Below are 22397 nucleotides of genomic sequence, written 5' to 3'. Positions count from 1 at the left end.
GCCCGTCAGCCGACGGGCGCCGGGGTGCGCCGGAGGGCGGCGAACCAGCGGCCGCCGTCCGCCCAGGACTCGGTGAGGCGCAGCCCGGCGGCGGCCGCCAGCTCCTCGATCGCGTCGCAGCCCACGTGCGCCCAGTCGAACCACGAGCTCACCTCGCCGGCCCGCTCGAGGCGCAGGCGGGTGGTGCGCTGCCCGACGCCGGGGCGCTCGGTCTCCACGAGCACCAGACCGCCGGGGGTGACGAGTGCCCGGCAGCGCCGCAGCAGCGCCGTCGGGTCCCCGCCGATCCCGATGTTGCCGTCGGCCAGCAGCGTGGTGCCCCACAGGCCCTCGGCGACGACCGGCTCGAAGACCGAGCGCCGGATCACCGTGGCGCCCGACCGGCGGGCCAGCCGCAGCGCCGTGGGGGAGATGTCGAGGCCCAGCGCGTGCACGCCGCGGCGGGCCAGCTCCGCGGCCAGCCGCCCCGGGCCGCACCCGACGTCGAGGACGGTGCCGCGGGCACGGGCGAGGAAGTTCCGGTCGACGGCGTCGGCGTCGCCGGTCCACCGGTCGAGGGCGCCGGCGAGGGAGAAGGTGCGGCCGTCGGCGTCGCGCACCGACCAGGGTTCGGGCGCCGGACCTCGTGATGTCCCCGTGGACTGCAGCGCTGCCGCGTAGAAGTCGGTGGCTGCAGGAGGCATGGCGCATTGATAGCCAGGACCGGACGTGCTCAACCCAGTTGCCCCGGGGCCTCGCGACGGCGCCCCGGCGACCCCGCTGGCCGAGCGCGGGCGGCTCGGGAGAAGCTGGTCGGCGTGGTGGAACGAGCGATGAACGAGGACCAGGGGGTCGTGTTCCCGGCCGGGCCCGACGGACGGCGGAGCACCGCGGCGCTCGGCCGCGCCGTGGTCGCCGATGCGCTGCGGCCGGTCGACGCCGCCGGGGCGATGGCCGCCGAGCGGGAGACGAACTGGCGGGCGGGCTACCTGACGCACTTCCGCCGGCTGGTCGAGGCCGGGCTGCCCTCGCCTCAGGCCGCCCGGGCCATCGCCGACGCCGGCCTGGTGGCGCTGCACCGGCGCATGCAGGTGGCCGGACCCGACGGCGAGAGCGGGCTGGGCGCGCTGGCCACCGAGCCAGCCGGCCGGTCGCTGCGGACGGCGTCGGTGACCGGGACCGCCGAGCCGGAGCGGGAGTTCTCGCTGCCCTTCCGCGGCGGGCGGCTGCGGGGGGACGCCCTGCTGCGCCGGCTGGACGACTGGGTGGCGGCCGGGGTGGTCGAGCCGTCGTGCGCCGCGGCGGTGCGCACGGTCGCGGCGCACCCGGAGTGGCTGTCGCTGCCCGGCCGCACCGTCGTCGTGCTGGGTGCCGGCGCGGAGATGGGCCCGCTGACCGCGCTGCTGCGCTGGGGTGCGCAGGTGGCCGGGGTGGACCTGCCCCGCGCGCCGCTGTGGGAGCGGGTGCTCGACACCGCCCGCGCGGGGGCCGGGACGTTGCTGGTGCCGACGGCGGACGCAGCACCGGACGCCGACCCGGCGCGGGCCGGCGCCGACCTGATCGCCGAGGTGCCGGCGGTCGCCGACTGGATCGCCGGGCTGCCCGGGGGGAACCCGGTGCTGGGCAACTACGTCTACGCCGACGGCGCCACGAACGTGCGGGTGTCGGCGGCCGTCGACGCCCTCACGGTGCGGGTGGCGGCGGAGCGCGCCGACCTCGCGCTGGCGTTCCTGGCCACGCCCACCGACGTCTTCGCCGTGCCCGCCGACGCCGTGGCGCAGTCGGTGCGGGCGTACGCGGGCCGCACCCGCACGGCCAAGCTGCTCGGCCGGCCGCTGCGCACGGTGTCGGGCGGGCGGCTGCTGCAGCGCGCCTACGTGCCCGGCACCGACCCGGGCATCGCCGACAGCCTGGTGGCCCAGCAGGGGCCGAACTACGCCCTGGCCAAGCGCCTGCAGCGGTGGCGGGCGACGGTGGCGCGGGCCGCGGGCAGCACGGTCTCGATGAACGTCGCCCCGCCGACGCGGACCCGGTCGGTGGTGAAGAACCGGGCGCTGGCCGCGGCCTACGCCGGCGCCCACCGGTTCGGTGTCGAGATCTTCGAGCCGGCCACCGCCAACGTGCTCATGGCCGCGCTGCTCGTGCACGACCTGCACACCGGCGGCGGCCCGGCGCAGGAGCACCCGTGGCAGGACGAGGCGTACCAGGCGGCGCACGGCGGTCTCTGGCGCGCGGCCTACCAGCCGCGCAGCGCACTGGGCCTGGCTGCGCTGCTCGGGTACGGGGCCGCCCGCGGCTGACCGGCGCGTGGGTACTGGTGCCGGTCGCCCCGGAGCAGCACAGTGGTCGCCCGTCCACCCGGAGGAGCGGACATGGCCCGGCTGTTCAGCGCACGCACCCTGCTCACCGTCGTGCGGACCGGGAACGCCCGGGCCCGCCTGCGGGCCACGCGCGACGGTCAGGCCGCCGTCCGGCTGAACCTGGGCGCGGCCGGGCTGGCGACCGGCGTCCTCGACGCGCTCGACGGCGGTGCGGCGGCGACCCCCGCGCTCGCCCGCCGGCTCGGGGGAGCCGACGAGGACCTGCTCGGCGCCTTCCTGGGCGTGCTCGCCGCGGCCGGGCTCGTCCGGGAGGCCGCCGCCGGCTGGTCCCTGGCGCCCGCGGGCCGGGCCGTGGTGTCCGACGACCTGGTGCGGGCCTCCTACGAGGCCTTCGCCGGGTTCCACACCGGGCTCTACCGCCACCTCGGGGAGCTGCTGGCCGGCGGCCCCGGACGGCGGGACGTCGCCGAGCAGGGGGCGGTGATCGCGCGCATCTCCGCCGCCTTCGAGCCGTTCGTCGACGACGTCCTGCGGGAGACGGTGGCCGCGGTGTCCCCGCGGCGGGTCCTCGACGCCGGCTGCGGCGCGGGTCTGCAGCTGGCCGCGATGCTGGCCGCGGCCCCGGACGCCGAGGGGGTCGGCGTGGACACCGACGAGGGCGCCGCCGCGCTCGCCGTGCGGACGCTGGAGCAGCGCGGCCTGGCCGGGCGGGCCACGATCGTGCCGGCCGACGTCCGGGAGCTCGCGGACGAGGCGGCGTTCGACCTCGCGCTGCTGGCGAACGTCGTCTACTACGTCGCGGCGGAGGAGCGGGCCGCCCTGTTCGCCGACGTGGCCCGGCGGCTGGTGCCGGGAGGGACGCTCCTGGTGGTCAGCACGGTGGCGACGCCGCAGCTGTTCAGCCGGCACTTCGACCTCCTGCTGCGCGCCCAGGAGGGCCGCATGTCGCTGCCCGGGGCCGAGGATCTCGCGGCCGGGCTGCGCGCGGCGGGTCTGCGGCCCGGCGAGCCCCGGCGGATCGCACCGGGAGCGCCCCTCGTCGCCGTGGCGGCCGTCCGGCCCGGCTGAGTGCCGCGGCTCAGGCCGCGCCGACCAGCCCGGCCACGATCTCGGCCGACAGCCCGACCAGCGGCAGGCCCCCGCCGGGGTGCGACGAGCCGCCGGTGAGGAACAGCCCGGGGATGCGGGAGGCGTTCGCCGGGCGCAGGAACGCCGCCCGCGACCCGTTGCTCGAGGTGCCGTAGATCGACCCGCCGACGCTGCCGGTGCCGCGCGCCAGGTCCGCCGGTGTGCGGACCACCCGCCAGCGGAGGCGGTCGCGGACGTCCAGCCCGCGCCGCGCCATGACCTCCAGCACGCGGTCGGCGTAGCCCTCCGCCAGCCCCGGGGCGTCCCAGTCCACCCCGCGCGCGGGGTCGTGCCGCGGCGCGTTGACCAGCACGAACCACGAGGAGCTGTCGGCGTCGGGGACCAGCGCGGGATCGTCGGGTGCGCTGACGTACACGGTGGGGTCGGGCACCGGGCACGGGCGGCCCGCGTACCGGCCGGTGCCGAAGACCGCGTCGAACTCCGCGTCGTAGTCGGCGGGGAAGAGCACGGTGTGGTGCGCCGGCGGCGGGGTCCGGCCGCGCAGCGCCAGCAGCAGCACGAACCCCGACAGCGACGGGGTGGTGCGGGCCAGGTCCCGCCGGACGCCGCGGGTGCGCGGGTCCGCAGGGAGCAGGTCGGCGTGCAGCGCGGCGGCGTCGACGCCGGAGACGACGACGTCGGCGGGCAGCCGCTCGCCGTCGGCCAGTTGCACGCCCGCCGCCCGGCCGCCCTCCACCAGCACCCGGCGAACCGCGCAGCCGGTGCGCAGGACCGCGCCGTGCGCGAGGGCCCGGTCGAGCACCGCGAGGCCGAGCCGGTGCAGCCCGCCCCGCACGTACCAGGAGCCGAAGGCCTGCTCGGCGTACGGGACGGTGGCCAGCACCGCAGGGGCCCGGCGCGGATCGGAGCCGGAGTAGGTGGCGTAGCGGTCCAGGAGCGTGCGCAGGTGGGGGTGGCCCAGGTGCCGGCGGCCGAGGCCGCGCAGCGACTGCCACGGCGCGATGGCGGCGACGTCGGCCGGGCGCCGGGCCAGCCGGGCCAGCGTGGCGGCGCCCGCCAGTGGGGTGCGGAGGAACGGGCCCTCGCTGATCCGCCACATGGTCGCGGCCCGGTCCAGCAGCGCGCTCCACTCCCGGCCCGCGCCGTTCCCCAGCGCCTCGTCGAGGGCGGCGGGCACGGCGGCCGGGTCCCCGGGCACGGTCAGCCGGGTGCCGTCGGCGAAGCGGTAGGCGACCGCCGGGTCCAGCCGGACGAGGTCGACGGCGTCCTCGAGCCGGCCGCCGGTGGCGGCGAACAGGTCGCGGTACACCTGCGGCAGGGTGACCAGGCTCGGGCCGGTGTCGAAGGCGTGCCCGTCGCGGGCGAACCAGCCGAGCTTCCCGCCGATGCCCGGCGCCTGCTCGACCACGGTGACCGCGTGCCCCAGCGCGGCCAGCCGGGCGGCGGCGGCGAGCCCGCCGAGGCCGGCCCCCACCACCACGACCCGCGCCATCCGCCCACCGTAGCCAGCAGGGCGGGCCGGTCGCCGGGAGGTGCTGGCCTCAGCGGGGGACGGAGAGCGCCAGGACGGCGAGGTCGTCGTGCTCGTGCCGGGAGCCGGCCAGCTGCCGCTCCACCGCGGCGGACACCGCGGTGACGGTCTCCTGCGCCTCGCCGGTGGGCGTCTCGGCCACCACCCGCAGCAGCTCGTCCTCGCCGAACTGGGCGCCGCTGTCGTCACGCGCCTCGGTGACGCCGTCGGTGTAGAGGACCAGCGTGGCGCCCGGCGGGAGCAGGAACTCCTCCTCCGGGAACGCGACGTCGGGATCGATGCCCAGCGGCCGCCCGGCCCGGCCGACCGGGTGGGCGCCGCCGCCGGGGGAGCGCAGCAGCGGCAGCGGGTGGCCGGCGACGCCGAGCGTCGCCCGGTGCCCCTCGGCCACCGGTTCCAGCAGCAGGCAGCACGCGGTGACGAAGCGCAGCGGTCCGCCGCCCTGCTCGTGCAGCAAGGCGGTGTTCACGGCAGCCAGGATGTCCGCGGCGCCGCCCGCCGCCGCCGCGGCCCGCGCGGTGTGCCGGGTGACTGCCGTGACGGCCGCCGCCTCCGCCCCGGTCCCGCAGACGTCGGCGATGAGCACCATCCAGCGCCCGTCCGGCAGCGGCATGACGTCGTAGGTGTCGCCGCCGACGAGGGCGGCCTCGCCACCGGCGCGGTAGGTGGCCGCCAGCCGGACACCGGGGATCGTCGGCAGGTGGGAGGGCAGCAGGCTGCGCTGGAGGGTGTCGGCCAGCTCGCGGACCACCGACTCGGCCCGCAGCCGGGCCAGGAACTGGCCGATCTGCCGGCCGGCGTGGGCCAGCACCTCCACCAGCTCGTCGGGCACCGGCCGGTGCGCGGTCGAGAACAGCTCGCAGACGGCGAGCAGCGAGCCGCCGCTGAGGACGGGGAAGACCACGGCGGTCCGCAGCCCGTCCTCTCGGGCCGCCCGGCCGCGGATGAGCTGGTCGTCCGACGCCAGGTCCTCGGCCACCACCGGGGCCCGCCGCAGCCACGCCTGGCCCGGCAGCCCCTCGCCGCGCCGGAAGCTCCGGCGCGCGGCGTCGGACTCCAGCGCGGGAACGGCGGCGCCGGGCGCGGTCCAGGTGCCGGCGTGCACCAGCCGGCCGCCGTCGCCGTCGGGCTGCCACAGCTGGGCGGCGTCCCAGTCGAGCTCGGTGCAGAGCGTGGGCAGCAGCTGGCGGAAGGCGACGTCGGCGTCGCGCGCCTCGGTGAGCGCCGCGGTGACCCGGAGCGTCGCGGCCAGGTAGCGGCTGACGGCGAACTGCCGCTCCAGCAGGATCGTCGTGCTCGCGTCGCGCAGGACGGCGACCACCAGCGCGTCGTCCGGCGAGGCCCCCTCCGTCGGGGTCAGGCGGGACAGAGTGAGGTCGACCGCGACCTCGTGGCCGGCCGCGTGCAGCGCCGGCAGCTGCGTCGTCGCGCCGACGAGCTTGCCCACGCCCGTGGCGCGGTACCGGGAGAAGCCGTCGTTGTGCCCGCTGCGCAGCCGCTCCGGCATGAGCACCTGCAACGGACGGCCGACCAGCGCCGCCGGGTCGTGGCCCAGCAGCACCGTCACGGCCGGGCTCACGTAGGCGATCCGCCCGTCACCACCGGCCACGACGACCGTGTCGGGCAACGCCGCCAGCAGGGTCGCCGCGGGCACTCCGGAGGTCGACTCGGGCACCGTTCCCCCTCGACCATGACTCTCCGACGGGGCGTCAGAGCCCCGTCACAGCGCTCAGCCTCTCACACAGCGGGTGAGGGTGCGGACACGAACAGTCGATATGTGGCCTTGTCGACATCGCGACACGGCGACCGGTCAGAACGCGTACCGGATGTCCAGCCACGGCGCGTGCCGGGCCACCAGCTCCCGCAGCCGGGCGACCGCCGCCCGCTTGATCCCGGCCCGGTAGCGCACGTTGTCCTGCCCGTTCTGGCTGCGCTTGGGCTCCTGCAGGTCCGGCCGCCACAGCAGCTGCTCGGCCGTGGGGTGCCACCCGAGGTTCACCTCGTGCAGCGCCTCGTTGTGGGTCAGGAAGATCACCTCGGCGGCGGCCTGCGCCTTCGCCGCGGGGCCGAGCTCGTCGTCCAGCCGTTCCAGCAGCCGGCCCCAGTCCTCCTCCCAGCCCGGGCGCAGCACGACGGGGGAGAGGTTCAGGTGCACCTCGTACCCGGCGGCCACGAAGTCGTCGACGGCGGCGATCCGCTCGGCGACCCGGCTGGTGCGCACGTCGAGCACCCGGGCGTCGTCGTCGGGCATCAGGGAGAAGCGGACGCGGGTGCGGCCGGCCGGGTCGAGCCCGAGCAGCCCGCGGTTGACGTACTTGGTGGCGAAGGACGCCTTGGCCGTCGGCAGGCCCCGGAAGGTGGTCACCAGGTCGGCGACGTTGTCGCTGACCAGCGCGTCGACGGAGCAGTCGCTGTTCTCGCCGATGTCGTAGACCCAGGCGTCCGGGTCGCACTGGTCGGGCTCGGTCTTGGGGCCCTGCCGGGCCACGTGCCGGCGCAGGTGCGCGGTGATCTGCTCGATGTTGGTGAAGACGGTGATCGGGTTGGCGAACCCCTTCCGCCGGGGCACGTAGCAGTAGGCGCAGGCCATGGCGCAGCCGTTGGCCGGGCCCGGCGCGATGAAGTTCGCGGACCGTCCGTTGGGGCGGGTGGCGAGGCCCTTGCGGACGCCGAGCACCAGCGTCTCGGTCTTCACCCGCACCCAGCGGTCGACGTTGCCGGCGTTGCCGTGCAGCTCCGGGATCTGCCAGTGGCTCGGCACCTCGACCACCTCGGCGTCCGGGAACCGGCCCAGGACCTCGCGGCCCCGGGGGGACTCCGCCGCCGCCGGCTCGGCGTAGACGCGGCGCACCCGGAGGAGGTGGTTGGGCGGCATCGGCGCCGGCGGCGGCCCGACGTCGAAGAGCGTGAGCGGCTCGGCGGCTCCCATGCCCGGTGCAGCGTCGCGGGGCCGGTCGTCATTCCGGTGCGAGACTGCCCCGGTGAGCGCACCGGGGGCCCGTCGGATCGACCTCAACGCCGACCTCGGGGAGGGGTTCGGCGTGTGGCGGCTGGGCGACGACGACGCGCTGCTGGGGGTCGTGAGCAGCGCCAACGTCGCCTGCGGCTTCCACGCCGGGGACCCGGTGACGATGCGCCGGGTGTGCGCCGCCGCCGTGGCGGGCGGGGTCGCGATCGGCGCGCAGATGTCCTACGGCGACCTAACCGGGTTCGGCCGCCGCCTGGCCGTGCTCGGGCTGCCCGGGTCGGCGCTGCTCGGCAGCGCGGCGGCGGCCGGGCTGCCGACCGTGGGGGAGGGCTTCGCCGACCGGGGCTACGCGCCGGACGGCACGCTGGTGCCGCGCGGGGCGGCGGGCGCGCTCGTGCACGACCCCGCCGCGGTGGCCGGGCGGGCCGTCGGCATGGCCACCGACGGCACCGTCGTCGCGGTGGACGGCAGCACCGTGCGGGTGGACGTGCGGTCGGTCTGCGTGCACGGGGACACCCCGGGCGCGGTGGAGCTCGCGCGGGCGGTGCGGAGCGCGCTCGAGGCCGCCGGTCTCCGGGTCGGCCCGTTCGCCGCCTGAGGGTTCAGCCGCCGCGGCGGAGGTCCTCGACCGGTCGGCGCCCGGTGAGGAGCTCCGCGGCGACGTCGTCAACGGACCGCCCGGACGTGTAGGCGTCGGTGCGCATGCGCGCCAGCGCCTCGGCGGTGTCGATGTCCAGCGCCACGCTCACCTTCCCCATCGCCTCCCACACCGCGGCCCGCCGGCGCGGGGCCGGCCCGCGCAACCAGCCGGGCCCCTCCGCCGGCGTCCAGTCCGACCACACCGCGGCGTCGCCGAGCGCGGAGGTCACCAGCTCGCCGACGGCGACCGACGCGAACACGTCCAGCTCGGCGACCGCCGAGGCGCGCGTGAAGAACAGGTCCAGCGCCCCGTCGCCCACGGGCCCCGGGTGCAGCGGCAGCGCGACGACGGCCCGGAACGGCGTCCCGCCGAGCAGGAGGTCGGCGAACATGGGCCAGCGCCGTCGCAGGTCCTCCTCGACGGCGAACACCGGCTGACCGGTCGTCTGGGAGGTCACGCACGGGCCCTCGCCGGCGGTGAACTGCATCCGCTCGGCGCTGGACGCCACGGGGCTGCTGGCGCCCAGCGGAACGAGCCGGCCGGTGCCGTCGACCAGGCTCAGGCCGGCGCCGTCGACGCCGAGCAGGGCGGCGCACGCGCGGCTGAGCCGCACCGGCAGCAGCTCCGGCCCGGCGAGCTCGGGATCCGACTCGCGCGCGAGCGCGGCGTCGAAGCGGCTCCCGATGGTCACGCCCGATTGTCCGCCCGGCTGGTGTGATCTACATCTCGTGGGCCATCGTTTCGGGCGCCGGTCGGGGCGGCGCCGGACGGCACCTGGCCGCGGTGCGATCCGCGAGGATCGCCTGGTCATCGCAGCGGCAGGATGGCGGGGCCGTGCGGCCCGGGCACGACGCGCGCGCGGGCGCCGTAGTGGTCGGCCAGCGCGGCGGCGGTGAGCACCTCGTCCGGGCTGCCCTCGGCGGCCACCCGCCCGGAGGCCAGCAGGGTCAGCCGGTCGGCGTACTGGCCGGCCAGGGTGAGGTCGTGCAGCGTGCTCACGACGGTGAGGCCGTCCTGCCGCCGCAGCCGGTCGAGCAGGTCGAGCACCTGCTGGGCGTGGCCGAGGTCGAGCGCGGCGGTCGGCTCGTCGAGCAGCAGCACGCGCGGCTGCTGGGCCAGCGCCCGCGCCAGGACGGCGCGCTGCTGCTCCCCGCCGGAGAGGGTGACCACCGCCCGGTCGGCCAGCCCCTCGAGCTCGAGGCGCTGCATGACCTCGGCGACGACCGCTGCGTCGCTCCGGCGGGGCGCGGCCAGCAGCGGGCGGTGCGGGGTGCGGCCGAGCAGAACGTAGTCGTGCGTGCTGACGCCGTCGGGCAGGACCGGCAGCTGCGGCGCGTAGGCCAGCAGGCGGGCGCGGTCGCGCCGCGGCATCCCGGTCAGCGGGACACCGTCGATGCGCACCTGCCCGTCGTGCGGGTGCAGGCCCAGCACCGAGCGCAGCAGGGTCGACTTCCCCGACCCGTTCGGCCCGATGATGCCCAGCCAGCCGCCGGGCTCGACGGTGAACCGCACGGAGGAGAGCACGGGCCGCCGCCCGTACGCGGCGCTGAGGCCGAGCACCTCGACGCGGGCGCCGCCGCCGGTGGCGAGCGGGACCTCGGGGGACCGGCTCATCGCCGCCGGGCCCCCGCCCAGAGCAGGCCGGCGAAGAACGGGGCGCCGACGAACGCGGTGACCACGCCCAGGGGCAGCTCCGCCGGCGCCAGCACCACCCGGGCCAGCAGGTCGGCCAGCACGAGGAACGCCCCGCCGACCAGCAGCGAGACGGGGAGGACGCGGGCGTTCGCCCCGCCGACCAGCCGCCGCACGATGTGCGGCACCACCAGCCCGACGAAGCCGATCAGCCCGCTGACCGCCACGGCCGAGGCGGTCGCCAGGGAGGCGGCGAGGACGACCAGCAGCCGGAGCCGCCCGGGGTGCACGCCGAGCGAGCGCGCCTCGTCGTCGCCCACCGCCAGGACGTCGAGGGCCCGGCCGCACAGCAGCAGGACGAGGACGGCCAGGCCCAGGTAGGGCAGCACCAGCCCGACGTCGGACCACCGGGCGCCGCCGAGCTGCCCGAGCAGCCATCCGTAGATCTCGCGCAGGTTGTCGGTGTTCTGCTGCTGGACCAGCGTCTGGGCCGCCGCCAGGAAGGCGGCGACCGCGATGCCGGCCAGCAGCAGTGGGGCGCTCTGCGAGCCGCCACCGGCGGCATGGCCCAGGGCCAGGGCGCACCCGACGCCGACGAGCGCGCCGGCGAAGGCGGCCAGGGGGACCACCGCGACGGGCCCGACGTGCTGCCCGGGTGCATAGGCGATGACCAGGGTGGCGCCGAGGCCGGCGCCGGCCGCCGCCCCGAGGAGGTAGGGATCGGCCAGCGGGTTGCGGAACACCCCCTGGTACGCCGCCCCCGAGACGGCCAGCCCGGCGCCGACGAGCACCGCGAGGACCACCCGGGGGAGGCGCAGCTCCAGCAGCACGGCCGCTGCGGTGCCCTCCAGGGCGCCGGGCACGTCGACCCCGAGCGGAGCGAGCGCCCGGTCGAGCAGGGTGGCGACGACCCCGCCGGGGGCCAGCGGCACCGCCCCCACCCCGACCCCGGCCAGCACCGCCGCCACGAGCGCCACGAGCGCACCGCAGACGGCGAGCGCCGCTGACCGGCGCGACCGCACGACACCCGAGCCGGGCGCGGGGCGGCCGGACCGGGTGTCCTGGGTCGTGGTGCTCATGCCGGGTGGATCAGCCCCGCAGCGTCGCGGCGACCGACTCGGCGAAGTCGGCCACGCGCGGCCCCCAGCGGGAGGCGATGTCGTCGTCGGCCTCGAGGATCCGGCCCTCGGTCACGGCGGGCACCGAGTCGAACGCCGGTCGCTGCGCGACCGTCTCGGCGCTCTCCCCGCAGCACTCGGTGTCGGCCAGCACGATCAGCTCCGGCGCCTGGTCGACGACGTACTCGGCGGACAGCTGCGGGTAGCCACCGCTGGCCCCGGGCGCGCCGTCGGCGATGTTCTCCAGGCCGAAGCGCCCGTAGATGCCGCCGATGAAGGTGTCGCTGGTCGCGGAGTACATCGACGGGTCGAGCTCGTGGTAGACGCGCGTGCCGCTGACGTCGTCGGGTACGGAGGCGACGGCGGCGTCGATCCGCTCCTGCACGTCGGCGACCACTTCGCCGGCCTCGTCGCTGTGCCCGGTCGCCTCGCCGAGCAGCTCCAGCTGCTCGTAGGTGCCGTCGAGGTCCTGGGCGGCCTCGAGCAGGAGCACCGGGACGTCGAGGGTCTCCAGCGCGTCGGCGATCCCGTTGGTGTCGTTGCTGAGCACCACCAGGTCGGGGTCGTACTGCGCGATGGCCTCGGCGTTCGGCGTGAAGGCGGACAGGTCCGTGGTCGGCACCTCGGCCGGGTAGTCGGAGTTGTCGTCGACCGCCTCGACCTGGTCGCCGGCGCCGATGGCGAAGAGCATCTCGGTGGCCGAGGGCGACATGGAGACGATGGCCTCCGGGCGCTCCTCGAGCGTGACCTCGCCGTTGTCCGCGGTGAGGGTCACCGGGAAGGCGTCGCCGCCGGCCGAGGTGGTGACCGCAGCGGCGTCGCCGTCGCCGCCCTCGGAGGACCCGCCGCAGGCGGGCAGCGCCAGGAGCGGAGCGGCGAGGAGGGCGAGGGCGGCGCGGGAGGGCCGCCGCGGGGCGTGCCGGACGGCGCGCGCCGCGCGGGAGGAGGTGCCGAGCAAGGGAGGGGCCTCCAGAGGAGGCGGCGGGCGTCGCCCCCGAGCCGACCCGACGCCCGATGCGCGACCCCTGCCGCGAGGGTCGGTTGCACGGCGCAGGGCAGGCGATCTGGCTCCGGCCCGCGGAGGGCCGTCACAGTTGCGGGACAGCGCCGGGTTCGCACCGGACTTCGCTGCGGCTGCACCGCCGGCACACGCCGGCGGCCTGAAAGGTACCAGCGGCCGGACGGCAGGCGGCCGCGTCGGCCCCGGGGCGGGACCAGCCGTGCGGGATCGGCCGGGGCGGGCTCAGCAGGGCGTGGTGGGCAGCGGGTGCGGCAGCGGCCACGCACCGGCGACGACCACCCCGTCGACGCGGTCCTCGCCGACCGCCCCGAAGACGCGGGAGTCGATCGTCCCGTCCCGCTCGTCGCCCAGCAGGAAGACGGAGCCCTCCGGGACCCGGACCGGGCCGAACCAGACGCCGTCGAGGTGCGCCGGGTCGTTCCAGGGCTCGCAGACGGTTCCGCCGTCCACCACGAGCGCGCCGTCCTCGATGGCGACGGACTCCCCGCCCAGCGCCACGACCCGCTTGACCACCGGCTCGGCGTCCGGCCCGGGAGGGGTGGCCACCACGACGTCCCAGCGGTCCACGGACACCGGCCACCGGAGGACCAGCACGGTCTCGCCGTCGTCCAGCGTGGGCGCCATGCTGCCGGCCGCGACCCGCACCAGCTGGACCGGGAGCACGCCGATCACGGAGAGGACCAGCAGGACCAGGGCCCCCGCCGCGAGGCGCACCCACGCGGGGGAGTGCGCCCGGGATCCGGCGCTCTGGGCGGCGTGCCGTCCGGTCACGACGGCCGCGCCGGCGGTCCGGGGGCGTCCACGGGTCCTCCTGTCGGCTGCTCGCCGTCCGTGCGGTCGGTCCCACCGTGCCGGGCCGGACGCGACCCGGGCAGCCGCGCCCTGGGGCGTCGGACCCCCCCCAACGTGGGTGGTCCGGGGACCACCGCGCGTCACACCTGGCGGTCGACCGGCAGCTCGACCGCGACCCGGGCGCCGCCGCCTGGCCGGTTGCCGGTGTCGAACCGGCCGCCCAGCGCGAGGACCCGGTCGCAGCTGAGCTTCAGGCCGAGGTGGCCGTCGGGGCTGCCCTGGTGGTACGAGGGGAAGCCGACGCCGTCGTCGGCCACCTCGAGCGCGACCACCGACCGCCGTCCGGAGCCCGCCGCCTCGAGCGACACCCACACGTGCTGCGCCTGGGCGTGGTGCGCCACGTTGGCCAGCGCCTCCTTGGCGGTGCGGTAGAGGGTCGCGGCCTGCTGCGGGCCCAGCGGGGGGAGCGGCCCGGTCCGCACGTCGACCGTCAGCCCCTGCTCCTGCAGCGGCAGGACCAGGTCGTCCAGCGCGCGGGGCAGCCCGTCCGCCGACAGGTCGGGCGGGTAGACGTCGAGCATGACGCGGCGCAGCGAGGCCACGGCGGTCCGGACGACGCCCGCCAGCCGGTCGACCATCGCCTGCCGAGGCTCGGGAACGCTGTTGCGCAGGGCGCTCAGGGCGTAGCTGACACCGGCCAGGTCCTGCACCGGCCCGTCGTGCAGGTCCGCGGCGATCGCCCGGCGCTCCCGCTCGGAGGCGACGAGCGCGGCGTCGGCGAGGGCGGTGCGCTCCTCGTCGTTGCGCCGGACCCGCCTGGCCAGCGAGGCGGCGATGGGGAACTGGACCAGCTGCAGGAGCACCAGCCCGCCGAGCGCCATCGGCAGGACCTCGCCGCGCAGCCGGGATGCCTGGCGCTCGATCACGGTGTCGTCGTAGTAGACCTCGAGCACCAGGTCCCGGCCGTTCCCCGAGAGGGGCGCGTAGACCTCGAGGGCCGGGCCGGAACCGTTGCCCTCGTACGCGGTCTCGGGGGAGTCGGCGACCTCCGCCACGAGGGTGCCGGCCAGCGCGCTGCGCAGCTCGTCGCTGAGGGGGAACCGTTCCCCGATCAGCTCGCGCCGGCTGGAGTAGACCACCCGGCCCTCGTCGTCCCAGATCACGACGGACTCGATCGTCGGGTCCCGGAGGCGGTTGGCGACCGCCCGCTCGAACTCGACGCGGTCGGCGACCGACCCGTTCAGGTAGCCGGGCACCAGCGGCCCGATCGCCAGGTCGGCGATCCGCACAGTGGTCCGCTCGACCTCCTCCAGCGCGTTCGACCGGGCGATGCGCTCGCTGATCAGCACGGTGGCGGTCGACACGGCGATCAGCGCCAGGACCGCCGCGCCGGCGAAGTAGGTCAGTTCCCGGGCGTGGCCCGATCCGGGAAGACGCCGGTACCACGGGGGCGGTGCGGCAGTGGCCATCGCCCCGGTTCAGCGCTCGCGCGAGGCCGGCAGCAGCCCGACCTCCTGGGCCTTGATGACCGCCTCCAGCTGGGACCGGACGCCGAGCTTGGTGTGCAGCGACTTGACGTAACCGCGGCACGTCTCGACGGTGATGCCCAGGAGGCGGGCGATCCCCTTGACCTGCATGCCGCGGCCGAGGCAGTCCAGCACCTCCTGCTCCCGCCGGGTGAGCAGCGGGGGCGCGGCCGCGCGGGCGACCGGGGCCGACTGGCCCCCGCCGGTGAAGGCGGACGGGGCGACGAGCATCTGGCCGAGCCGCACCCGCGAGAGCACGTCGATCATCTCGTCGAGCGAGCCGTTCTTCGGGATGTAGGCCGACGCGCCGGCCTGGGCGGCGCGGACCACCCAGGTCGGGTCGCAGTGCCCGCTGACGACGGCGACCACGGTCCGCGGGGCGACCTCCCGGATCTGCCGGGTCGCCGACAGGCCGTCCTGCCGGGGCATCTCGATGTCCATGATCACGATGTCGGGCTGGAGGTCGCGGACCATGGCGACCGCCTGCGCGGCCGAGGTCGCCGTGCCCACCGGGTCCATGCCGGCCGACCGCAGGGCGACGGCCAGCAGGTCGGCGAAGGTCCGGTGGTCGTCGACGATCAGGACGCGGGCCGCGGCGACGCGAGCAGGGCGATCGGTCATGGTCATGAGGGGCACGGTGGACTCCCAGCTCGCACGGCCCCCCGGGGGGCGGCCTCCATTGCGGGGAGTATGGGGTGATCAAGCTTCTTGTGGTACGGCAACGGCCCGTATCGGGACCTTGGTCCCCGGTCCGGGTGACGCGGGACCGTCGTGCCCTCGCGCTGCGTCGCCAAAGTGCTGCTCAGCGTCGGTTTCCAGGAACCGGACGGCCGCCGCTCGCGGTCAGCCGGGTTGCCCTCCGGCCGGCACCGGCTCGGGCCAGGCACTTCCTCCGTCGGCGACGGTGCGGATGCGCTGGGGCAGCGCGTCGGAGTCCTCGCCCTTGGCGAGGAAGCCGGCTGCGCCCAGTTCCCGCGCCTCGGCCATCACGCTCGACAGGACAGTGCCGGTGAGCAGCACCACCCGGACCTCGGGGCACTCGTCCCGCAGCTGCGCGGCGGCCTGCAGCCCGGTCATCCGGGGCATGACGTGGTCGAGCAGGGCGACGTGCGGGCGGGTGGACCGGGCGGCCGGCAGCACCTCGTCACCGTCGGAGCAGGCGGCGACGACCGAGATGTCGGGGGTGGACCCGAAGAGGTCCTCGAGCGCCAGCCGGACGCCCGTGTGGTCGTCGGCGATCAACAGGCGGATCACGTGCGCCCCTGTCCTGAGGTGACGGCCGCGTGCACCGGTGGTTCCGGCTCGGTGCGGCGGAGGGAGGAAGCCGGCTGAGAACGGTTCTGCCCCGGCAGGCCGAGCGCCAATCGTGCACGGACGGCTTTCGGCGCGTCGGCCGGGTCGTCGGGGTGGTCGTGCCCGGTGCGGAACGGGCACGCCGCCGCAGCGGGAGGGGGCGGGTCTCCTGATGATCAGCGGTCGGGCGGGGCGTGGATCCGGGGCGGCATGCGGTTCTCCTGGGCGGACGGGTCTCCGAGCCCCTCCGGCGGAGCGGACCCGTGGCACAGTGTCGGGCGCCCCGCCGGTCGGCGGACAGCCGAGGGGTGGGGAGTCCGCGCCCCCAATGTGAGGGGCCCGTCCCACCCGCCGACGGCTCACCCGCGGGCGGCGAGGACCTCCGCGTAGACCTCGACGGTCTGCCGGGCGATCGCCGCCCAGCCGAACTCCGCGACGACCCGCTCCCGCCCCGCCGCGCCCATGGCGGCGGCGCGCTGCGGGTCGGCCAGCAGCTCGCCCATCCGGGCAGCCAGGCCCGCGGCGAAACCCGCCGGGTCGGCCTCGTCGTAGCGCACCAGGAGGCCGGTCCGGCCGTCGTCGACGACCTCGGGGATGCCGCCCACGGCGCTGGCGACGACGGCGGTGCCGCAGGCCGCGGCCTCGAGGTTGACGATGCCCAGCGGCTCGTAGACCGACGGGCACACGAACACGGTGGCGCCGGTGATCAGCGGCACCAGCTGCTCGCGGGGGAGCATCGCCTCGATCCAGACGACGCCGTCGCGGCGGGCCTGGAGCGCGGCGACGGCGTCGGCGACCTGCTGCCGCTCGGCCGGGGTGTCCGCGGCGCCGGCGCAGAGCACCAGACCGGCGCCGGCGGGCAGCTGGTCGGCCGCCGCGAGCAGGTGCGCCAGCCCCTTCTGGCGGGTGATCCGCCCGACGAACAGCGCGTAGGGGCGGTCGGGGTCGACGCCGAGGGCGCGGACGGTCTCCGGCTCGTGGACGGGGCGGTAGGCCTCGGCGTCGACGCCGTTGTGCACGACGTACACGCGGGCGGGGTCGAGGTCGGGGTACACGGCCAGCACGTCGTCGCGCATGCCGGCGCTCACCGCCACGACGGCGTCGGCGGCCAGGTAGGCGGTGCGCTCGGCCCAGGAGGACAGCCGGTAGCCGCCGCCGAGCTGCTCGGCCTTCCACGGCCGGCGCGGCTCCAGGGAGTGCGCGGTGATCACGTGCGGTGCGCCGTGCACCAGCGCGGCGAGCAGGCCGGCGGTGTTGGCGTACCAGGTGTGGCTGTGCACCAGGTCGGCCCCGGCGAGCGCGGCGGCGATCTCGACGTCGACCCCCAGGGCCTGCAGCGCGCCGTTGGCCTCGCGCAGGCCGGCCGGCACGCTGTGCCCGGTGGCGTCCGCACGGGCCGCGCCGAAGCAGTGGACGTCGAGCTCCAGCGGGCTCCCCGGCTCGGCGGGCAGCGCGCGCAGCGCCGCCACCAGGTGCTCGACGTGCACCCCCGCGCCGCCGTAGACGTCCGGCGGCCACTCACGCGTGACGATCCCGATGCGCACGCGCTCACCCTAGGGGGGCGGTCCCGGTGGACGGATGGCGCCGCGTCCCCGCGCAGCGGATACGGTGCGTCCCATGCGTGGCGGTCCTCGGGTGCTCGGCATCGTCCTGGCGGGCGGTGAGGGGAAGCGGCTTGCTCCGCTGACCCAGGACCGCGCGAAGCCGGCCGTCCCCTTCGGGGGCAACTACCGGCTCATCGACTTCGTGCTCTCCAACCTGGTCAACGGCGACGTCCGGCAGATCGCCGTCCTGACCCAGTACAAGAGCCACAGCCTCGACCGGCACATCACCCAGACCTGGCGGATGTCGAGCCTGCTGGGCAACTACGTGACGCCGGTGCCGGCCCAGCAGCGGCTCGGCCCGCGCTGGTACACCGGCAGCGCCGACGCGATCTTCCAGAGCCTGAACCTGATCTACGACGAGCGGCCCGAGATCGTCGTCGTCTTCGGCGCCGACCACGTCTACCGCATGGACCCGGCGCAGATGATCCAGCAGCACCTGGACACCGGGGCCGGCGTCACCATCGCCGGGTTGCGGGTGCCGCGGCGCGAGGCGACCGAGTTCGGCGTGATCGACTCCGACGCCGAAGGTCGGGTGCGGGGCTTCCTGGAGAAGCCGGCCGACCCGCCCGGCCTGCCGGACTCGCCCGAGGAGAGCTTCGCCTCCATGGGCAACTACGTCTTCAGCACCGACGCGCTGCTCGAGGCGCTGCGCACCGACGCCGAGGACCCGGACTCGGTGCACGACATGGGCGGCTCGATCATGCCGATGCTGGCCGCGGCCGGGGAGGCGTGGGTCTACGACTTCTCCACCAACGTGATCCCCGGGGCGACCGACCGGGACCACGGCTACTGGCGGGACGTCGGGACGATCGACTCCTACTACGACGCGCACATGGACCTGGTCTCGGTGACGCCGGTGTTCAACCTCTACAACGAGCGGTGGCCGATCTACACGCTGCCGCCGCAGCGCCCGCCGGCGAAGTTCGTGCTCGGCGGGCGGGCGGAGGAGTCGATGGTCAGCGCCGGCGCGATCATCGGCGGCGGCGCGGTGCGCGGCTCGGTCATCTCCCCGGGGGTCCGCGTCGAGCGGGGTGCCCGGGTCGAGGACAGCGTCGTCATGGACGGGGCGTACATCGGCGAGGGCGCGCACGTCCGGCGGGCGATCCTGGACAAGAACGCGGTCGTGCCCGCGGGGGCGCGGATCGGGTACGACCACGACCTCGACCGGGAGCGCTACCACGTGAGCGCCGGCGGGATCACCGTCCTCGGCAAGAGCGCCCGCGCGTACCTGTAGGCCCGCGCGGGGGTCAGGCCCGCCGGGTGGCGACCAGCAGGCCGCTGCCGATGGGCAGGACGGCGGGCAGCAGCGCCTCGTCGTCGCGGATCGTGCGGGCGATCTCGCGCCAGGCCACCGACTGCGGGTCGCGGGCCGTGCGGTCGGCGATCCGGCCGCCCTCGAGCAGCCCGTGGCAGGTGAGCGTGCCGCCGAGGCGGACCAGGGACAGCAGCGCGGGCAGGTGCTCGGAGTACTCGCGGGGCGGGCCGGCGCAGCACACCATGTCGTAGCCCCCGGGGGAGAGCCGGGGGAGCACCTCGCCGGGGGTGCCGAAGATCAGCCGGGCCCGGCTGGCGGGCACCTTGGCCTCGGCGAGCGCCTGGCGTGCCGCCCGGAGCTGCTCGGGATCGGCGTCCAGGGCCGTGAGCACGCCGTCGGGCCGCATGCCGCGGAGCAGCCAGAGCGCGGCGAGGCCGCCCCCGCTGCCGACGGAGACGACCGAGCGGGCCCCGGACGTGGCGGCGAGGACGGCGAGGGTGGCCCCCACGGGCGGCTCGACCGGGGCGGCCCCCGACAGGAACTGCGCGCGGTGCCGCGCGGCCGCCATCTCGGGCGACTCCGCGGCGTAGCGGTCGGCGTAGGCGGCGCCCTGGTCGGTGCCGCGCCCGCGCGGCGGTTCCTCGGCGCTCATCACCGGCCGAGGGTAGTGGCCCGGGCCTCCGCGACCGCGTGCGCGGCCACACCTGTGCGTCTCCTGTGAGCCGCGGTGCACGGGAACACCTGTGTGCCGGTCGTCCGTTGATCAGTACGTGCGCCTGAAGCGAGCCGTGCCCGCCCGACCCGCCGACGCCGGGGAGGTCCTGACCGCCCCCGTCTGCGATCCTGGTGGCGTGTCCGAGGCTCCCGCAGCGCAGCCCGCCGGCCCTGGTGCGGAGGCCGACGCCTGGGTGGCCCCCTCCTGGGAGCAGGTCGTGCGCGACCACTCCGCCCGCGTGTACCGCCTGGCCTACCGGCTCTCGGGCAACCCGCAGGACGCCGAGGACCTGACGCAGGAGACCTTCGTCCGGGTGTTCCGGTCGCTGGCCGACTACTCGCCGGGGACCTTCGAGGGCTGGCTGCACCGGATCACCACGAACCTCTTCCTCGACATGGTCCGCCGCCGGCAGCGGATCCGCTTCGACGCGCTGCCCGAGGACACCGAGCGGCTGCCCGGCCGGGCGCCGAGCCCCGAGCAGGTCTACGCCGACACCCACCTGGACCCCCAGGTGCAGGCCGCGCTGGACGCCCTCTCCCCGGAGTTCCGGGTGGCCGTGGTCCTCTGCGACATCGAGGGCCTCACCTACGAGGAGATCGCCGCGACCCTCGGCATCAAGCTGGGCACGGTCCGCAGCCGCATCCACCGCGGCCGGGTGCAGCTGCGCGAGGCGCTGGCGCACCTGGCCCCGCGCCGCGGGGGCATGGTCCCCGGGGAGGTCGGGGCGTGAGCATCCCGGAGAGCCACCTCGCGCAGGAGGCGATCGCCGCGCTCGTCGACGGCGAGCTGACCGCCGGGCCCGCGAACCGGGCGGCGCGGCACCTCGCCGGTTGCGCGTCCTGCCGCATGGCGGTGGCCGCCCAGCGGGAGGCGAAGGAGGCCCTGCACGACTCCGCGGACGTCGCGGTCCCCGGCGACCTCGTGTCGCGGCTGTGCGCGATCCCCTTCACCGCCGACGTCCCGGGCTCCGGCGGGGGCAGCGGGTCGATGAGCGCCACGCCGGGTGAGCTCACCGTCTCGGGGAGCACCGGCGCGTGGTCGCTCGACCTCACCGAGGGCGCGCACCGGCGCGGTCCGTTCGGCGGGCGCTGGTTCCGCCGCGGCGTGGCCGGGACGATCGTGGGCCTGGGCGCGGGGGTGACCGCGCTGGCGCTCACGCTCCCCGCCGACACCGGCCGCGCACCGGGCACCGACATGGCGCGTCCCGGGCAGCACACCGAGGTCGCCCCGCCGGTCCTGCGCACCGTCACCGTCGACAACTCCTCCGGTCTGACCCCCCCGGGCGGCACCCCCTGAGCGACTCCCGGGAACCCGCGGCGGGCCCGCCCGCCGACGACGCGACCTTCGCCCGGCCCGACGGCCAGTCCGGCGCCTTCGACGAGAGCGCGGCGCAGCGGCTGAGCCCCCGCCCCGTGCCCGCGCCGCAGCCCACCCCCGCGCAGGCCGGTGCGTTCGGCCGGCCCGAGCGCGAGGCGGGCGGCTTCGCCGGGAGCCGCCCGCCGGCGCCGCCGCGCCCCGTCCCGCCGCCCCCGCCGGAGGCGCTGCTGCGCGCCTTCGGCCCGCCCGCCCCCGGCCGCGGCGGGCTCCAGGACCCGCCCGGCGGACGCCCGGGCGCGCGCCGGACCGCCAGCGGCCCGTGGTGGAAGGCCGACGCGCGCAGCGATCCCTGGCGCGACCCGGCGTCCCCGGCCGCGCTCGGCGCCCCGGCCGTGTACGTCGAGGACAGCCAGCCGGGCCCGGTCGTCGTCGACGCCCAGGGGCGCCGCAAGGTCCGGCTGCGCGACGTCTCGGTGCGCCTGGCCACGCTCGCCGTGCTCGCCCTGCTCGTCGTCGGCCTGGTCGGGGGCGGGGTCGGCTGGTACCTGACCCGCACCGCCGACGAGACGCCGCTGTTCACCCCGGGCACGACTCTCTCGCAGGTCGACCCGGGCATCACCCGCGAACCGGGCTCGGTGTCCGACATCGCCGACGCCGTCATCCCCGCGGTCGTCTCCATCGAGGTGCGCGTCGGCCAGGCCGGCGCCACCGGCTCCGGCGTCGTGATCGACGGCGAGAACGGCTACATCGTCACCAACAACCACGTCATCTCCGGCGCCGACGACGTCGAGGGCGCGGAGATCCGGGCGGTGTTCTCCGACGGCAGCGGGTCCGCCGCGCGCATCGTCGGCCGCGACCCGGCCAGCGACCTCGCGGTCATCAAGGTGGAGAAACCGGGCCTGGTGACGGCGTCGCTCGGCCGCTCCGGCGACGTCGTCGTCGGCGACCCGGTGGTGGCCATCGGGTCGCCGCTGGGGCTGGCGGGCACGGTCACCAGCGGGATCGTCAGCGCGCTGGACCGGCCGGTCCGCCTCTCGGGCGAGGGCACCGACACCAACGCCGTCATCAGCGCCGTGCAGACCGACGCCCCGATCAACCCGGGCAACTCCGGTGGGGCGCTGGTGGACGCCAGCGGGGCGCTCGTCGGCATCAACACCGCCATCGCCTCCACCGGCACCGGCGGCTCGATCGGTCTCGGCTTCGCCATCCCGATCGACACGGTGACCCGGATCGCCGACCAGCTGATCTCGACCGGCTCGGCCGTGCACGCCACCCTCGGGGTCAACGCCCGGTCGGTCACCGACGGCACCCGCGACGGCGCCCTGGTGCTCAACGTGGAGCCGGCCAGCGCCGCGGCGCAGGCGGGCGTGCGCGAGGAGGACATCATCATCGCGGTCGACGACACGCCGGTCGGCAGCTCGGAGGAGCTCGCGGTGGCGGTCGACGCCCGCGAGCCGGGCGACCAGGTCACCCTCGAGCTGGTGCGCGGGGGGAGCTCCCGCACCGTCGAGGTGACGCTCGGCACCGCCTGATCAGGGGGGCGACCGCGCGGGCGCCACCCGCCTAGGCTGGAGCCGGCGACCGCGCGGGCGGTCG

21 protein-coding genes are annotated in these 22397 nt (G+C 76.7%); 7 read left to right on the top strand and 14 right to left on the bottom strand.

Features of this window, described 5'->3' with window-relative positions:
- Positions 1-5: 5 nt before the first annotated feature.
- Positions 6-683 carry a class I SAM-dependent methyltransferase gene (locus O2W17_RS05095; protein ID WP_269191312.1) on the bottom strand — a complete coding sequence of 226 codons (678 nt, stop codon included), beginning with the start codon at positions 681-683 and terminating at the stop codon, positions 6-8.
- Positions 684-812: 129 nt separating this feature from the next.
- Between O2W17_RS05095 and O2W17_RS05090 the strand changes: the two genes are divergently transcribed.
- A complete protein-coding gene (locus O2W17_RS05090) occupies positions 813-2279 on the top strand; it encodes a hypothetical protein (RefSeq protein WP_269191311.1) in 1467 nt (488 codons plus the stop codon).
- 72 nt (positions 2280-2351) lie between these two features.
- Positions 2352-3368 (top strand): class I SAM-dependent methyltransferase, encoded by a 1017-nt coding sequence (locus O2W17_RS05085; protein WP_269191310.1) that lies wholly within the window; start codon positions 2352-2354, stop codon positions 3366-3368.
- Positions 3369-3378: 10 nt separating this feature from the next.
- On the opposite strand, the gene O2W17_RS05080 is transcribed toward O2W17_RS05085, so the two are convergent.
- The 3 genes from O2W17_RS05080 to O2W17_RS05070 form a co-directional block, all read right to left on the bottom strand.
- Positions 3379-4881 (bottom strand): phytoene desaturase family protein, encoded by a 1503-nt coding sequence (locus tag O2W17_RS05080; RefSeq protein WP_269191309.1) that lies wholly within the window; start codon positions 4879-4881, stop codon positions 3379-3381.
- 49 nt (positions 4882-4930) lie between these two features.
- Positions 4931-6595 (bottom strand): SpoIIE family protein phosphatase, encoded by a 1665-nt coding sequence (locus O2W17_RS05075; protein ID WP_269191308.1) that lies wholly within the window; start codon positions 6593-6595, stop codon positions 4931-4933.
- A gap of 135 nt (positions 6596-6730) precedes the next feature.
- Positions 6731-7849: a spore photoproduct lyase family protein gene (locus O2W17_RS05070; protein WP_269191307.1), complete on the bottom strand. Its 1119-nt coding sequence runs from the start codon at positions 7847-7849 to the stop codon at positions 6731-6733.
- Positions 7850-7901: 52 nt separating this feature from the next.
- On the opposite strand from O2W17_RS05070, the gene O2W17_RS05065 reads away from it, so the two are divergent.
- The gene (locus O2W17_RS05065; protein WP_269191306.1) at positions 7902-8486 is read left to right on the top strand and encodes a LamB/YcsF family protein; all 585 of its coding nucleotides are present in this window, start codon (positions 7902-7904) and stop codon (positions 8484-8486) included.
- Between the two features lie 4 nt (positions 8487-8490).
- Here O2W17_RS05065 and O2W17_RS05060 read toward each other — a convergent pair whose 3' ends face one another.
- The 9 genes from O2W17_RS05060 to glgA all read right to left on the bottom strand — a co-directional run bounded on the left by O2W17_RS05060 (position 8491) and on the right by glgA (position 17454).
- Positions 8491-9219: a GAF domain-containing protein gene (locus O2W17_RS05060; RefSeq protein WP_269191305.1), complete on the bottom strand. Its 729-nt coding sequence runs from the start codon at positions 9217-9219 to the stop codon at positions 8491-8493.
- A 116-nt stretch (positions 9220-9335) separates the two neighbouring features.
- Entirely contained in the window at positions 9336-10142 is an 807-nt protein-coding gene (locus O2W17_RS05055) for an ABC transporter ATP-binding protein (protein WP_269191304.1), read from the bottom strand.
- A complete protein-coding gene (locus tag O2W17_RS05050; RefSeq protein WP_269191303.1) occupies positions 10139-11239 on the bottom strand; it encodes a FecCD family ABC transporter permease in 1101 nt (366 codons plus the stop codon). The genes O2W17_RS05055 and O2W17_RS05050 overlap by 4 nt, the downstream gene beginning before the upstream one ends.
- Positions 11240-11249: 10 nt before the next feature.
- Positions 11250-12236, bottom strand: a complete 987-nt coding sequence (locus tag O2W17_RS05045; RefSeq protein WP_269191302.1) for an ABC transporter substrate-binding protein — start codon at positions 12234-12236, stop codon at positions 11250-11252.
- 285 nt (positions 12237-12521) lie between these two features.
- Positions 12522-13070, bottom strand: coding sequence for a signal peptidase I (gene lepB / locus O2W17_RS05040; protein WP_269191301.1), 549 nt, complete (start codon positions 13068-13070; stop codon positions 12522-12524).
- A gap of 161 nt (positions 13071-13231) precedes the next feature.
- Complete coding sequence (locus O2W17_RS05035; protein ID WP_269191300.1) at positions 13232-14560, bottom strand: sensor histidine kinase; 1329 nt, start codon at positions 14558-14560, stop codon at positions 13232-13234.
- A gap of 9 nt (positions 14561-14569) precedes the next feature.
- A complete protein-coding gene (locus O2W17_RS05030; RefSeq protein ID WP_269191299.1) occupies positions 14570-15244 on the bottom strand; it encodes a response regulator transcription factor in 675 nt (224 codons plus the stop codon).
- 216 nt (positions 15245-15460) lie between these two features.
- Positions 15461-15871, bottom strand: a complete 411-nt coding sequence (locus O2W17_RS05025; RefSeq protein ID WP_269191298.1) for a response regulator — start codon at positions 15869-15871, stop codon at positions 15461-15463.
- A 398-nt stretch (positions 15872-16269) separates the two neighbouring features.
- Entirely contained in the window at positions 16270-17454 is a 1185-nt protein-coding gene (gene glgA, locus O2W17_RS05020; RefSeq protein ID WP_269191297.1) for a glycogen synthase, read from the bottom strand.
- Positions 17455-17527: 73 nt separating this feature from the next.
- Here glgA and glgC point away from each other — a divergent pair, with 73 nt between their 5' ends.
- On the top strand, positions 17528-18748 hold the full coding sequence (gene glgC, locus O2W17_RS05015; protein WP_269191296.1) for a glucose-1-phosphate adenylyltransferase: 1221 nt from the start codon (positions 17528-17530) through the stop codon (positions 18746-18748).
- A 13-nt stretch (positions 18749-18761) separates the two neighbouring features.
- On the opposite strand, the gene O2W17_RS05010 is transcribed toward glgC, so the two are convergent.
- Positions 18762-19421, bottom strand: coding sequence for an O-methyltransferase (locus O2W17_RS05010; protein WP_269191295.1), 660 nt, complete (start codon positions 19419-19421; stop codon positions 18762-18764).
- 199 nt (positions 19422-19620) lie between these two features.
- Here O2W17_RS05010 and sigE point away from each other — a divergent pair, with 199 nt between their 5' ends.
- From sigE to O2W17_RS04995, 3 genes are all read left to right on the top strand, one after another.
- Positions 19621-20214 (top strand): RNA polymerase sigma factor SigE, encoded by a 594-nt coding sequence (gene sigE / locus O2W17_RS05005; protein ID WP_269191294.1) that lies wholly within the window; start codon positions 19621-19623, stop codon positions 20212-20214.
- Entirely contained in the window at positions 20211-20780 is a 570-nt protein-coding gene (locus O2W17_RS05000) for an anti-sigma factor family protein (RefSeq protein WP_269191293.1), read from the top strand. The genes sigE and O2W17_RS05000 overlap by 4 nt, the downstream gene beginning before the upstream one ends.
- A 116-nt stretch (positions 20781-20896) precedes the next feature.
- Positions 20897-22333, top strand: coding sequence for a S1C family serine protease (locus O2W17_RS04995; RefSeq protein ID WP_269191292.1), 1437 nt, complete (start codon positions 20897-20899; stop codon positions 22331-22333).
- Positions 22334-22397 lie beyond the last annotated feature (64 nt).

The organism is Blastococcus sp. VKM Ac-2987 (genome assembly GCF_026967805.1).
Taxonomy (GTDB): domain Bacteria; phylum Actinomycetota; class Actinomycetes; order Mycobacteriales; family Geodermatophilaceae; genus Blastococcus.
Note: the sequence above shows the minus strand (reverse complement) of the source record. Positions and strands in the feature narration are given on the sequence as shown.